This is a genomic window from Streptococcus parasanguinis (genome assembly GCF_001074805.1).
GTDB classification, from domain to species: Bacteria; Bacillota; Bacilli; order Lactobacillales; family Streptococcaceae; genus Streptococcus; species Streptococcus parasanguinis_A.
This window is the reverse complement of record NZ_JUPI01000123.1, coordinates 22,076-35,496: the sequence shown is the minus strand read 5'-3', so window position 1 is coordinate 35,496 and position 13,421 is coordinate 22,076. Positions and strand designations below refer to the sequence as shown.

At 40.4% G+C, this 13,421-nt stretch carries 11 protein-coding genes; 1 reads left to right on the top strand and 10 read right to left on the bottom strand.

The annotated features are described in order from the left end of the window. Positions 1 to 102: 102 nt before the first annotated feature. From ADI76_RS08680 to ADI76_RS08660, 5 genes are all read right to left on the bottom strand, one after another. Entirely contained in the window at positions 103 to 1,029 is a 927-nt protein-coding gene (locus tag ADI76_RS08680; RefSeq protein ID WP_049515844.1) for an ATP-binding cassette domain-containing protein, read from the bottom strand. A gap of 10 nt (positions 1,030 to 1,039) precedes the next feature. Next, positions 1,040 to 2,107, bottom strand: coding sequence for an ABC transporter ATP-binding protein (locus ADI76_RS08675; protein WP_049515842.1), 1,068 nt, complete (start codon positions 2,105 to 2,107; stop codon positions 1,040 to 1,042). Positions 2,108 to 2,118: 11 nt separating this feature from the next. Further along, positions 2,119 to 3,045 (bottom strand): oligopeptide ABC transporter permease OppC, encoded by a 927-nt coding sequence (gene oppC, locus ADI76_RS08670; protein ID WP_049475082.1) that lies wholly within the window; start codon positions 3,043 to 3,045, stop codon positions 2,119 to 2,121. Further along, the gene (locus tag ADI76_RS08665; RefSeq protein ID WP_049503923.1) at positions 3,045 to 4,544 is read right to left on the bottom strand and encodes an ABC transporter permease; all 1,500 of its coding nucleotides are present in this window, start codon (positions 4,542 to 4,544) and stop codon (positions 3,045 to 3,047) included. Before ADI76_RS08665 ends, oppC begins: the two co-directional genes overlap by 1 nt. A gap of 73 nt (positions 4,545 to 4,617) precedes the next feature. Then, positions 4,618 to 6,603: a peptide ABC transporter substrate-binding protein gene (locus ADI76_RS08660; RefSeq protein WP_049515840.1), complete on the bottom strand. Its 1,986-nt coding sequence runs from the start codon at positions 6,601 to 6,603 to the stop codon at positions 4,618 to 4,620. Between the two features lie 205 nt (positions 6,604 to 6,808). On the opposite strand from ADI76_RS08660, the gene ADI76_RS08655 reads away from it, so the two are divergent. Further along, entirely contained in the window at positions 6,809 to 8,050 is a 1,242-nt protein-coding gene (locus ADI76_RS08655) for a serine hydrolase (protein WP_049515839.1), read from the top strand. Positions 8,051 to 8,105: 55 nt separating this feature from the next. Here the strand turns inward: ADI76_RS08655 and sufB are convergent, their stop codons facing one another. From sufB to sufC, 5 genes are all read right to left on the bottom strand, one after another. Next, positions 8,106 to 9,518 carry a Fe-S cluster assembly protein SufB gene (sufB, locus tag ADI76_RS08650; RefSeq protein WP_003010279.1) on the bottom strand — a complete coding sequence of 471 codons (1,413 nt, stop codon included), beginning with the start codon at positions 9,516 to 9,518 and terminating at the stop codon, positions 8,106 to 8,108. 32 nt (positions 9,519 to 9,550) lie between these two features. Then, entirely contained in the window at positions 9,551 to 9,985 is a 435-nt protein-coding gene (gene sufU, locus ADI76_RS08645; protein WP_049515837.1) for a Fe-S cluster assembly sulfur transfer protein SufU, read from the bottom strand. Further along, positions 9,972 to 11,198, bottom strand: coding sequence for a cysteine desulfurase (locus tag ADI76_RS08640; RefSeq protein ID WP_049515835.1), 1,227 nt, complete (start codon positions 11,196 to 11,198; stop codon positions 9,972 to 9,974). The genes sufU and ADI76_RS08640 overlap by 14 nt, the downstream gene beginning before the upstream one ends. 9 nt (positions 11,199 to 11,207) lie before the next feature. Continuing rightward, positions 11,208 to 12,470 (bottom strand): Fe-S cluster assembly protein SufD, encoded by a 1,263-nt coding sequence (gene sufD, locus ADI76_RS08635; RefSeq protein ID WP_049515833.1) that lies wholly within the window; start codon positions 12,468 to 12,470, stop codon positions 11,208 to 11,210. A gap of 66 nt (positions 12,471 to 12,536) precedes the next feature. Next, on the bottom strand, positions 12,537 to 13,307 hold the full coding sequence (sufC, locus tag ADI76_RS08630; RefSeq protein ID WP_049497693.1) for a Fe-S cluster assembly ATPase SufC: 771 nt from the start codon (positions 13,305 to 13,307) through the stop codon (positions 12,537 to 12,539). Positions 13,308 to 13,421 lie beyond the last annotated feature (114 nt).

Here is a 13,421-nt window from a genome sequence, read left to right as displayed (position 1 = left end):
TTAGTATATCATGACCTGGACTTACTGTCAATACTTTTTCTCAAAAAATTTTATTTTATTGAAGATTTTCTTGAAATAAAGAAAATAGAGAGGTAATCCTCTCTATTTATATTCTTGTCTGTATTTGTTTTCCTCAGCTTTATTAGCCCAAACATAATGACCTGGTTTAATTTCAACCATTTGTGGTTTATCTTCAGAGTAATCATGTTGTTCTGGATCGTAGATTTTAAGAACTTTTTTACGTTCTAGAATTGGATCTGGAATTGGGACTGCTGAAAGAAGTGATTGCGTGTATGGATGAATTGGGTGGTTAAATAGCTCTTCAGTTTCTGCTACTTCTACAATAACCCCTTTATAGATAACTGCAATACGGTCAGAAATGAAGCGCACAACTGATAAGTCATGGGCGATAAAGAGGTAGGTCAAACCTAATTCTCTTTGGAATTTTTTCAAAAGGTTCAAGACCTGCGCACGTACTGAAACGTCAAGAGCTGAGATTGGTTCATCCGCAATGACAAATTCTGGTTCCATGACAAGTGCGCGGGCAATACCGATCCGTTGACGTTGTCCACCTGAGAATTCGTGAGGGTAACGTGTCAAATGTTCTGCAAGAAGCCCAACTTCATGCATAATATTTTTTACTTTTTCCTGACGTTCTTCTTCACTGTTAAACAAATGGTGATTGATCAAACCTTCAGAGATAATATAATTAACTGTTGCACGTTCATTCAAACTTGCTGCTGGGTCTTGGAAGATCATTTGAATTTTACGAATCAACTCTGATTTTTCACTGTGAGAATTTCTTCCATTGATCTTGCGACCGTCATAAATAATTTCTCCAGCGCTTGTATCATTCAAACCAATAATTGCACGTCCAATTGTTGTCTTCCCACTTCCTGATTCACCAACAAGAGAGAATGTTTCTCCCTTATTAATGAAGAAGTTAGCGTTTTTCACAGCAACGAATTTTTTACTTCCTTCACCGAAGGAAATTTCTAAATCTTTAATTTCAACTAATTTTTCAGTCATTTCCTTCCTCCTATTCTGTAATGTGAGTGAAGCCCATTTTTGAGCCAATCTTTTCGTGAAGGTTTTCGATTACTTCTGGTTTATGAACTGTTGGTGCATCTGGATGGAGCAACCAGGTCTTAGCCCAGTGAGTATCTGTAACTTTAAAGGCAGGTGCTTCTTCTTCAAAATCAATTTGCATCGCATAGTCTGAACGAAGAGCAAACGCATCTCCTTTGATTGGAGCATACAATGATGGTGGAGTCCCTGGAATAGAATAAAGATCACCATCTGAGGTTGACAATTGAGGCAAGCTTGAAAGCAAACTCCATGTATATGGATGTTTTGGATCATAGAAAATTTCTTCTACTTTACCAAACTCAACGATTTCTCCAGCATACATAACGGCTACTTTATCAGCAATACTTGCAACTACACCTAAGTCGTGGGTGATAAAGATAACTGTAAATTGGTATTCTTTTTGAAGGGATTTCAACAAATCTATGATTTGCGCTTGAATAGTTACGTCAAGGGCTGTTGTAGGTTCGTCACAGATCAAGATATCTGGACGGCAGGCCAAGGCAATCGCAATAACGATCCGTTGGCGCATCCCACCAGAATATTGGAAGGGATACTCATCGAAACGACGTTCAGCATCCGGAATTCCAACTTTCTCCATATAGTCCAAAGCCATTTCTCTAGCTTCTTTAGCTGTTTTCCCTTGGTGTTTGATAATGACTTCAGTAATTTGTGAACCAATTGTATTGATTGGGTCCAAACTTGTCATTGGGTCTTGGAAAATTGTAGCGATTTTAGAACCACGAATATTTTCCCAATCTTTATTGGATGCCAAATCCGTCAATTCTTGGCCACGGTACTTAATCGAACCTTGAGCAATACGGCCGTTATCTTCTAACATTCCGGTGAATGTTTTTGTCAAAACTGATTTCCCTGAACCTGACTCACCAACCAAGGCAAGAACTTCACCTTCTACTAGCTCAAGCGATACGCCACGAATAGCTGTCAGTACGCGATCGCGCACGTCAAATTCCACTACGATATCTTGAGCAGATAAAATAATATTGTTATTTGATGTCATATCTACTCCTCCTATCTATGTGTACGTGGGTCGCTGGCATCGGCCAAGTTTTGTCCGACGATAAAGAATGACAAGGATACTAAAATCAAAACAGTAAGCGGAATCCAGAATAGGTAGGCATTAGTCGTTACGTTTTGAGAATAGTCAGAAATCAAACGTCCCAAACTTGGAACGGTGATTGGAAGACCAAGTCCGAAGAAGGAAAGGAAGGCTTCGTAAGAAATAAAGCTTGGAAGTAATTGTGATGTTTGTGTCACGATTACAGATACCAACTGAGGCAAAATGTTTTTCGTAACAATTTTCAAAGTTGGTGTTCCTAATGTTCGACTGGCAAGGTTGTACTCCAAATCACGGTAACGCATGATTTGGACACGAATGGTATAGGCAATTCCGATCCATCCGGTTAAGGACATGGCAAGAATCAAGTTCCAGAAACCAGATCCCATTGAGTAAGTCAAGACGATAACGATCAACATAAATGGAATGTTAGAAATAACGTTATAAACTTCCATCATGATACGATCGATGGATTTTGAGATCCCCCAAATTCCACCAACGATAACTCCGACTACCACGTTAATAACCGTTGCGATGAAGGAAATGATAATTGAATTTCGAGCACCAAACCAAACTCCATCAAAGAGGGATTTACCGTTATTATCTGTACCAAATAGTGCTTTCCCACTTGGTGGATTCAAACGTGCTGAAAAGTCATTTACCTTACTTACGTCGTTGTAATCAAAATTTGAAAACATAGGATAGACAAAACTCATCAAAAGAATTCCAATCAAAATAGCAAGCATAATGATAGTGGTTCTTTTTTTCAAGAATTGTCTGAATACAGATTTCCAGTATGAATACGCTGGAGCATCGATTACTTCAGAGGCAAAGTCATCGCGTTTTACAAACTGAAATTTATTTTTATCGATTGTAGCCATTATTTGCCTCCTTTCGTATTCGTTAATTTAATCCGTGGGTCAAGTACTGTCATCAAGATATCACCTAACATGGCAGCAAAGATACCAAGCGATGTGAAAATGAAGACAAGTCCGATGACCATGGTGTTGTTTGATGCTTTAATAGAGTCAATCAACATTTTACCCATACCTGGGAAAGCGAAGACTGTTTCAGTAAGTGTCGCACCTGAGATAACTCCAATAATAGCACCTGGAATACCAGACACCAATGGGACCATTGCATTTTTGAAGATGTGTTTTCTTGAGATCTCACGTTCTGACAATCCTTTTGAACGAGCAAAACGGACGAAATCTTGCGAGTGGATATCGATCATGTAACGACGAATCCAAACTGCGATAAATGGCGCACTCAACAAACCAAGAATCAGAGAAGGCAATACATATGAACGCCAATCCTGTGCTCCAAGTACTGGGAATGAGTCTGGAAGACCAAAGAATGAACCTGCTAGACGCACAATGTAAACAAGAGCAATAGTTGGAAGAGACATCATAAATGTCAAAACAGCTGTCGAGATGCTATCAAACCATGAGTTCTTGAACAGAGCCATGTAAGATCCTAATGGGATCGCAATCAAGTAAGCAATCGCAATACCAATCAAACCAATGATTGAAGAAGATGCAATCATGGATGGATTCTCATAATTGCTCAAAGTTGCTGTATAAGCATCCCCTTTACCAAATCGACTGATATCTTGTGAATCTGCCTTACTTGGTGATTTGTAAGTACGTGAGTAGATATCGATTGAAGATGTCTTTTTACCTGTTGGGAAGTTCACTTCACTCTTCTTAGTTGTTCCTTGTCCTTGTGTGATAACTTGAAGAACTGGGGTATTAGAATAAGTTGGATATGAATTTCCAAGGTTTAAGGTTACAAAGTTTTGGTGTACATATGGGAATTGACCATTAAAGTACAAGAGGTATTTGTGTTTCGTACCAGAACCTACAACTGACCAACCAATAGATGGATCATTTTCAATACGGATATAGCGTTTGAGATTTGGGTTTGAGGCATCTTTCACCCAACCTGGATGATCAAATTGAATCAAATTCGCATAGAAGCTGATGACACGTTCAAAAACCGGAATTTCACGCACCGCATAAAAAGACTTACTTTCTGGGAAACGTTTCAACTGCCAACCATGACCTAATTTGTTAATGTATGCCTTATAGATCTTTTCATTAGCAGTCGTCGCATCAACTGTTACAGAAGAATCTTCTTTACTTGCTTTTTGTTGCAAGCTCTTTGAATCCATGTATTCCAAATAACCCATGCGATCGTAGACAGTATTTTCGTAGTTGATCTTCGAATCTTTTGTCTTCGCTACTTTATTGTAGTTGGGGTCATTTTTAAAGATGAGATTTCTCGGTGTTAGCGTATAGATAATCATGTAGGTTAATGTCGTGACGAGAAAGATCGACACTAACGAACGCAAAATACGCATAAAAACATATTTTTTCATATTTCATTCCTTTAATGTCCAAAAGAACTTTCTCCCCTAGAAGAGAAAGTTCTAATGAAAAGCAATAATTTAATTATTTAACGTGTTTTTCAAGGTCTTGTTGAGCTTTTTTGTTTGACTCAGCTTTTTCTTTTTGCCATTTTTCACGTGCTTGTTCGTATTGTTTCTTAGTAACTGGTTCATCTTGAACTTCAACGTATTTCAAGTATGTTGAACCTTTGTTACCTGTTTGTGATGATGGTTCAGAGAATGGAACTACCTTAGAAACAACTGTTGCAGCACCTGTACTTGACATCGTTGGAATAACAATCGCACTATCTGTCAACCAAGCTTGAGCTGCTGCGTATTTTTCATAACGTTTCACAACATCTTGTGTTTCATTACTTGCGTCGTCAAGAAGTTTAGCGAATTCATCCAAACCGACTGCTTTTGCTGATGGGTTATCTACACCACCTGCAAAACCAAGGTAAACTTTTGTTTGGTCCTCAGAAGCTGGTTGAAGAGTATCAAGGTAAGTTGATGGATCATCATAGTCTGGGTTCCATCCGACCATTCCTTGAAGATCCCAGTCTGCGTCTGCAGCTGATGGCACATTCAAAGTAATATTCAACACTTCGTCTGAGTCCATCATTTGAAGATCAAGAACGACATTGTCTTTACCAAGAGTATCTTCCACAGTTTGTTTCAGAGATTGCATCCGTGAAACAAAGTTTGTAGAATTTTGTGCTACCGGTACATCAATATGAATTGGGAATTGAACACCATCTTTTTGAAGTTCAGCTTTGGCTTTTTCAAGTTGTGCTTTCGCTTTATCTTTGTTGTAAAGACCATCTTGACCATCTTCAAGGTTGATACCCTTCCATTGGTCTCCATAAGTAGTCAACTTATCTGCAACTACATTTCCGAAGTCTTTTCCATCTACTTGGACAAAGGCTGGTGCTGTGTAGGTATTACGGATAGCTGGTTTAGCAAATTCTTTACCATTGACTTGTGCTGAGTAGTTTTCACGGTTCAAGGCAAAAGTGATGGCCTGACGGAAATCTTTGTTCAAGATTGCTTTCTTAGTAGAAGATTTTTCAGCATCTGATTTCTTAGCAGTGTGGTTATAAGATTGGCGATCCAAATTAAATCCGAGTACTGCTACACCTGATCCTGCTGGTGTAGTAAAGATATCGTCTTTATATTTTTTCTCTACAGTTGCAAAGTTTGAACTTGCAGGGAAAAGGCGAGCTTTTGTATAAGCACCATCAGAGAATCCACGTGCCAATGAATCTTGGTCTGATCCATCGTAATAAGTATATTTTACTTCTTTCAGGTGAACGTTTTTCTTATCCCAGTAGTTGTCATTCTTTTCAAATACAACAGATGATTTTGAAGTAATGGATTTCAAAAGGAATGGTCCGTTTGCAAGGATTGACTTCACATCGTTTGGTTGACCAAAATCATCTCCCTTACTCTTCAAGAACTCTGTGCTTATTGGGAACAAAATTCCGTTAGTCGTTTTAGAGTTCCAGAAAGTTTCAGGTTTGTTCAATGTGTATTGAAGTGTGTAATCATCAACCGCTTTGACACCAACTTGGCTGAAGTCTGTGATTTTTCCTTGGACATAATCATCCAATCCTTTGACAGAACCTTGAACGAGTGGAAGAGTTTCCGATTTTTTATCAGCAGCGTGTTTCAAACCAGTCACGAAGTCTTTAGCAGTCACTTCGCCATGTTCTTCACCATCTGCATCGTACCATTTGACACCTTTACGAATCTTGTAGGTATAAGTCAGACCGTCTTTTGATACAGACCAGTCTTCCGCAAGTGAAGGCACAAGGTTGCCGTATTTATCATTTTCTAACAAACCGTCTACCACATTTGTAGTGATGTCATGGGTAGCAGCTTTAGAAGAAATTGTGTAGTCCAAAGTTGTTGGATCTGAAGTGTAAACATAGCCATAGTTCTTGTCTTCGCCTGAGCTTGCTTTGCTAGTGTTTGAACCAGAACATGCAGTCAACAATCCAGCTGCAAGGAGTGTTACTCCGGCAACTGCGAATACTTTACCTTTTTTCATAGGAATTCTCCAATAGTTTTTTTAGATTTGTTTAAGATTATATCACAAATAGAAAAAAAAGTAAACTAAATTTTCTGAATATTTGCTTTATCGCTATCCAAAAACCTTGCTATGACTGACTTTTTAGTCTAATTGACGATTTTACGATTTTCCATTAATCATTTGTATGATACAATAGAGAAGACTAAGTAACGAGGAAACAACTGTGAAAAAATTCTTTCTTTCTTTTTTAACCTTCATGCTGCTGTTATGCTGTCTGCCTTATCGAATCGTTCTGGCAGAGGAGCTAAATCTTCCTGTCCAAAGCGCCATTGCTGTTGAAGCTGATACAGGTAAAATTCTCTACGAAAAGGACTCGGAGAAAAAACGAGATGTGGGGGGACTATCTACACTCTTAACCACTTATCTGATTTTCGAAGCCATTCATGAAAAAAAACTTTCTCTGAAAGATCCTATCATGCTGTCTGAGAAAGCTTTGTCCTTAAATGATATCGAAGGTGCTGGTACTCTTCCTATGGAGGCGAACCAATATACGGTTGAACAGTTATTAACTGCTCTTTTAGTTGGAAATTCTAGCACTGCTGCCTTGGCCTTAGCTGAGAAAGTGGGTGGCTCTGAGAAAAGCTTCGTTGAAAATATGAAGAAGAAACTTGCTGAATGGGGCATTCAATCTCCTCATTTAATCAATGCTACAGGATTAAATACACAAACCATCAGCGGAGATCCTGATGGAAAAGAGGACGAAAATCAATTGAGTGCTTATGATATTGCTGTTATTGCCAAGCACTTACTCCAGGATTTTCCTGAAGTGACCAAATATACTTCAAAACCCACTGCTCTTTTTTCAAACACGCAGATTGAAAACCCCAATCTGATGCTAGAAGGCATGCCGAATTACCGGTCTGGAGTCGACGGTCTTCGAGTCAGCAACTCTACCAAAGGTGGTATCACCTTTGCTGCATCGACGACGCAAAATGGCATCCATATGATTACCGTTGTCCTAGGAGTAGAGGCCGTTGACGGTGATCCATATGCACGCTTTGTGGCTACTTCTTCTCTGATGAACTACGTGGTAAGAACCTTTGTTTCTTCCATTGTCGTCAAAGAAGGAGATCCTTACGGGAAAAGTAAGGCAAGTGTTATGGATGGGAAGTCGGAGACTGTTTTAGCTGTTGCAAAAAAAGACTTCTATATCGTCGAAAAACAAGGCAGTCAAGCAGAACCAAAAATTCAATTCAAGAGCACTCAAGAATCATTCAAGGCACCTGTCAAATCAGGCACCACTCTTGGAAAATTACACTATACTGATCCAGATAAAATCGGGCGAGGCTATCTAGAAGATCAGGAGCCAACGGTCGATATGGTAGCGGGAAGAACCATTGAGAAAAGCTTTTTCTTAAAGGTTTGGTGGAATGAATTTGTTCGTTATGTCAACGAAAAGCTATAAGTAAAAAAACACAATGGAGTCAAATCCATTGTGTTTTTTGATTGACAAAAATGAATTACCCTACAGAGCCTTCCATTTCGTAGCTAATGAGTCGGTTTAACTCAACCGCATATTCCATTGGAAGTTCTTTCGTAAAGGGCTCTACAAATCCCATGACAATCATTTCTGTCGCTTCTGATTCAGACAGTCCACGACTCATCAAATAATAAAGTTGCTCTTCTGAGATTTTTGAAACCTTAGCTTCGTGCTCCAAAGCAACTTGTGAGTTGTGGATTTCATTAAATGGAATTGTATCTGATGCAGATAAATCATCCATAATAATGGTGTCACACTCGATGTGAGAAACTGATTTCTTGGAATTTTTGTTAAAGGTTACTTGTCCACGGTAGTCTACCTTTCCGCCACCTTTCGCAATAGATTTCGATACGATAGATGAGCTGGTATGAGGGGCATTGTGGATCATTTTGGCACCTGTATCTTGGTGTTGCCCTGCATTCGCAAAGGCAATGGACAACATGGTACCACGCGCTCCTTCTCCATCTAGATAAACAGATGGGTACTTCATAGTTGTCTTGGCACCTAGGTTTCCGTCGATCCACTCAACTGTGGCATCTTTTTGAGCCTTGGCCCGCTTGGTTACCAAGTTGTAGACATTGTCAGACCAGTTTTGGATGGTCGTATAGCGCATGTAAGCACCATCCAAGGCAAAGATCTCGACAATCGCTGCATGGAGGCTATTGCTTGAGTAGGTCGGTGCTGTACAGCCTTCTACATAGTGAACACTTGCTCCCTCGTCCACGATAATCAACGTGCGTTCAAACTGACCAGTATTTTCATTGTTGATACGGAAGTATGTTTGAAGGGGGACGTCTACTTTTACGCCTTTTGGTACATAAATGAAGGTCCCACCAGACCAGACTGCTGAGTTGAGGGCAGCCAATTTGTTGTCCGTTGGCGGTACTAACTTCGCAAAATACTGTTTGAAAAGGTCTGGATATTCTTTTAGGGCAGAATCCGTATCGGTAAAGATAATCCCCAACTTTTCAAACTCTTCTTTCATATTGTGATAAACCACTTCTGATTCATACTGGGCAGAAGCCCCCGCTAAGTAGGCACGTTCGGCTTCAGGAATCCCGATACGCTCAAAGGTTTCCTTGATTTTCTCTGGAACTTCATCCCATGAACGGGCAGGTTTATCTGAAGGTTTTTGATAATAGATCAAATCATCAAAGTCAATCTCTGATAGATCTGCACCCCAGGTTTGCATAGGCATCTTTTTGAAGGTTTCAAAAGATTTCAAACGGAATTCTAACATCCATTCTGGTTCATTTTTTGCTGCAGACAATTCACGAATAACCGCTTCATTCAGTCCTTTTCCGGTAGAGAGAATAGGTTGAACGTCATCGTGAAATCCAAATTTATATTCACCGAGATCAATTGGTTTCGGTTCGACTCTTTCTTCAGCCATAATTTCCTTTCTTTCTCTGTTTCTTCTTCTAATTATTTGCTACGTTCGATCGCTTTTTTAAGAGCATTCCAGGAGAGGGTCGCACATTTAATCCGTTGTGGGAATTTAGAGACTCCAGATAAGAAGGCTGCGTCACCCAGTTCCTCTTGACGAGGATCTGATTGACCTTGGACCATTTCTGAAAAGACCTGTGCTAATTCTTCAACTTCCTCTTTTGTTCTTCCCATTACAGCATCTGTCATCATACTAGCCGAAGCTGTTGAAATGGTACAGCCTGAATTGACAAAGGCAATATCTTGGACCCTATCATTTTCATCAAATTTTACACTTAACTGGATCACATCTCCACAAGTTGGATTGTTGAGTTGGATCTGATCAACATCTTCAATCTGTCCTTGGTGGTGGGGGTGTTTTGAATGGTCAGCTACGACCGCCATGTACAGCGAATCTAATTTAGAAAGTGCCATTGAAAAACTCCTTTGCTTTTACCAATGCCTCAATTAATTTATCACAGTCCGCTTTGGTGTTGTAGAGATAAAAACTTGCTCTCGTTGTTGCCGGAACTTGTAAATATTGAAGCAAGGGTTGTGCACAGTGGTGACCTGCACGAACGGCAATCCCTTCGTAATCTAGAGCTGTTGCCAAATCATGCGGATGGAGGTCTCCAAGATTAAAAGAAATCACACCAGAACGTTGGGCTAAGTCTTGGGAACCATAGATCGTCAAGCCTTCGATATCCTGTAATTTTGGAAACACATAGGTAATCAATTCATGCTCATGCGCTTCTATTTGGTCCATTCCCAACCCCTCTAAGTAATCGATCGCTGCACCAAGACCAATTGCACCAGCCATATTAGGTGTTCCAGCTTCAAATTTCCAAGGCAATTCCTTCCAAGAAGCAGATTGCTCGTAGACAAAGTCAATCATCTCGCCCCCAAACTCGATCGGAGACATTTGCTCTAAGATTTCTTCCTTCCCATAGAGGACACCAATCCCTGTTGGGGCAGCCATCTTATGGCCAGAAAAAGCAAAGAAATCCGCATCTAAGTCTTGTACATCAATAGCCATATGAGGGGTTGATTGAGCCCCATCTACGACCATCATCGCTCCAACTTCATGAGCTAATTGAGCAATTTCCTTGATCGGATTGACCACCCCTAAGACATTGGAAGCATGGGTGATGGAGACAAATTTTGTCTTCTCACTAAGCTTGCTCTTTAAGTCCTGCATATCCAGTAAGCCATCTTTTAGATAGACATAGACCAATTTTGCTCCTGTTTTCTTGCAGGCTTGCTGCCAAGGGATGATGTTGGAGTGATGTTCCATGATGGAAATCAGGACTTCGTCCCCTTCTTTTAGGACTTCTTCTGCATAGCGCGCTACCCAGTTGAGGCCCGTCGTTGTCCCTCTTGTAAAGAGCACTTCCTTGGTTGATGAAGCATTGATGAATTTTCGAACTTTCTCACGCGCTGCCTCATAAGCTGCTGTCGCTCGTTCAGCCAAGGTATGAACTCCACGGTGGACATTGGCATTATCTTGTAAATAATAGTGATTGACTGCTTCGAGAACACTTTTAGGTTTTTGCGTCGTCGCTGCATTATCTAGATAAACCAAAGGCTCATCGTGGACGAATTGATCGAGAATGGGAAAATCTTGAGCAATCGTATTTTTATCTAGCATTGTTTCTCCTTAGCGTTGAGATAACTTTTCTTCGATGGTGGCAATCATTTCATCACGTACTTCTTTAACTGGGATTTCAACAATAACAGATCCCAAGAAACCACGCACTACTAAGCGTTCTGCTGTGTGTTGATCCAGACCACGACTCATGAGGTAATACATATCTTCTGGATCCACTTGACCGATCGATGCTGCATGACCTGCTGTAACGTCATTTTCATCAATCAAGAGGATTGGGTTAGCATCTGAACGCGCTTGATCCGATAACATCAAGACACGGCTTTCTTGCTGGGCATCTGCTCCTTTAGCACCCTTGATAATATGACCGATTCCATTGAAGGTCAAGGTTCCTTTTTCAAGAATGACACCGTGTTGCAAGATATTTCCGATTGAGTTACAACCAAAGTTGGTCACGCGCGTATCAATCCCTTGCACCTGACGACCACTTGATAAGGCAACAACCTTCAAATCAGCATGACTTCCATTTCCAACCAAGTCACTGTCAAAGTCTGCAACAACATTGCCTTCATTCATAACACCGATGGCCCAATCAATGCTGGCATCCTGTCCTAGTTTCCCACGGCGACTGATGTAGGCTGTGACATTTTCACCCAGGCGGTCAATCGCCGCAAATTTCACTTGAGCACCTGAGCGGGCGATCACTTCAACCGTCACATTAGCAGTTGCTTTTGCTGTGCCATCACCTTTTGATTCCAAGCGTTCCAAATAGCTGAACTTACTGTTTTTACCAGCGATAATCAAAATGTGTTTGTTAAAAGGTACATCACTATCACTATCCTGATAGAAAATGCCTTCGATTGGTTCTGAAATTTCGACGTTATCTGGAATATAGAGGACAGCCCCACTATTAAAATATGCTGTGTGGTAAGCTGCTAGTTTGTCATCATCGTATTTGACAGAAGACATAAAGTAGTCTTCCACCACCTGCGGAATTTCTTCTAAGGCAGAATGGAAATCTGTGAAGAGGACCCCTTGGTCTGCCAAGGCTTGTGGCACCTGTTCAAAAACAGTCTGGGTTCCAACTTGGACTAATTTTAAATTTGAATCAAGGGCTGTAAAATCTGGAACATGGGCAGAAGCCTCGCTTTCTGTGATCGTCCCGTCCCCAAGATTCCAACGGTGGAATTTGACGCGTTCAATCGCTGGTAATTCCAACTGATCGATCTTGTCAAAAGCTTGTTTTCGTAACTCTTGCAACCAACTTGGTTCAGCATGCAGTTCCGAAAAGAGGGTAATATTTTCAATACTCATTTTTTTCTCCTAATAAAGATACTATCTGTTTGATTTTATGACAACATTAGATCACTTGTCATCAGGTTATAGTTCTTCTTTATAGTCGTAACCGAGTTCTTCTGCAAGTTGGGCGTATCCTTCCCGTTCCAAGCGTGCAGCCAATTCTGGTCCACCTGAAAGCACGACACGACCTTCCATCATCACATGAACTACGTCAGGAGTAATATAGTTCAACAAACGTTGGTAGTGGGTGATGATCATTGCTCCAAAACCTTCACCCCGCATCGCATTAACCCCTTTAGATACGACCTTAAGAGCATCAATATCCAAACCAGAATCAATTTCATCCAAAAGAGCAAAAGTTGGCTCCAACATTAATAATTGAAGAATTTCATTTCGTTTTTTCTCACCACCAGAGAATCCTTCATTGAGGTAGCGTTCTGCCATCTCTTCTTTCATGTTGAGCAATTCCATCTTTTCATCCAATTTGTTAATGAAATCACGAATGGAAATCTTCTCGTCCTCTTCTTTACCAGCATTCATGGCTGCACGTAAAAATTCTGCATTGGTAATTCCTGGGATTTCTGAAGGGTATTGCATAGCAAGGAACAAGCCCATCCGTGCCCGTTCGTCTACTTCCAATTCCAAGATGTTGACACCATCAAACAGAATCTCCCCTTTGGTCACTTCATAATTTGGGTTTCCCATAATCGCTGCTGACAGAGTCGATTTACCTGTACCATTTGGTCCCATAATCGCTGCGATCTCACCAGTTTTTAGGGTTAGGTTTACACCTTTTAAAATTTCTTTGCCTTCAATTTCAACGTGAAGGTCTTTGATTTCTAATGTCGACATTGCATTCCCTTTCTTTTTACTTTGAAGTATGGAAGGTTCTCAAAGCAAAGATTCCTTCATCACAAAGTATTTTTTTACCTTTCAAGTATATCAAAAAAAAGCCTAAATGGCTTT

Coding starts and splice junctions, on each gene's coding strand:
- ADI76_RS08680 (WP_049515844.1), bottom strand. CDS start 1,029: ATGACTGAAAAATTAGTTGAAATTAAAGATTTAGAAATTTCCTTCGGT.
- ADI76_RS08675 (WP_049515842.1), bottom strand. CDS start 2,107: ATGACATCAAATAACAATATTATTTTATCTGCTCAAGATATCGTAGTG.
- oppC (WP_049475082.1), bottom strand. CDS start 3,045: ATGGCTACAATCGATAAAAATAAATTTCAGTTTGTAAAACGCGATGAC.
- ADI76_RS08665 (WP_049503923.1), bottom strand. CDS start 4,544: ATGAAAAAATATGTTTTTATGCGTATTTTGCGTTCGTTAGTGTCGATC.
- ADI76_RS08660 (WP_049515840.1), bottom strand. CDS start 6,603: ATGAAAAAAGGTAAAGTATTCGCAGTTGCCGGAGTAACACTCCTTGCA.
- sufB (WP_003010279.1), bottom strand. CDS start 9,518: ATGGCTGAAGAAAGAGTCGAACCGAAACCAATTGATCTCGGTGAATAT.
- sufU (WP_049515837.1), bottom strand. CDS start 9,985: ATGGCACTTTCTAAATTAGATTCGCTGTACATGGCGGTCGTAGCTGAC.
- ADI76_RS08640 (WP_049515835.1), bottom strand. CDS start 11,198: ATGCTAGATAAAAATACGATTGCTCAAGATTTTCCCATTCTCGATCAA.
- sufD (WP_049515833.1), bottom strand. CDS start 12,470: ATGAGTATTGAAAATATTACCCTCTTTTCGGAACTGCATGCTGAACCA.
- sufC (WP_049497693.1), bottom strand. CDS start 13,307: ATGTCGACATTAGAAATCAAAGACCTTCACGTTGAAATTGAAGGCAAA.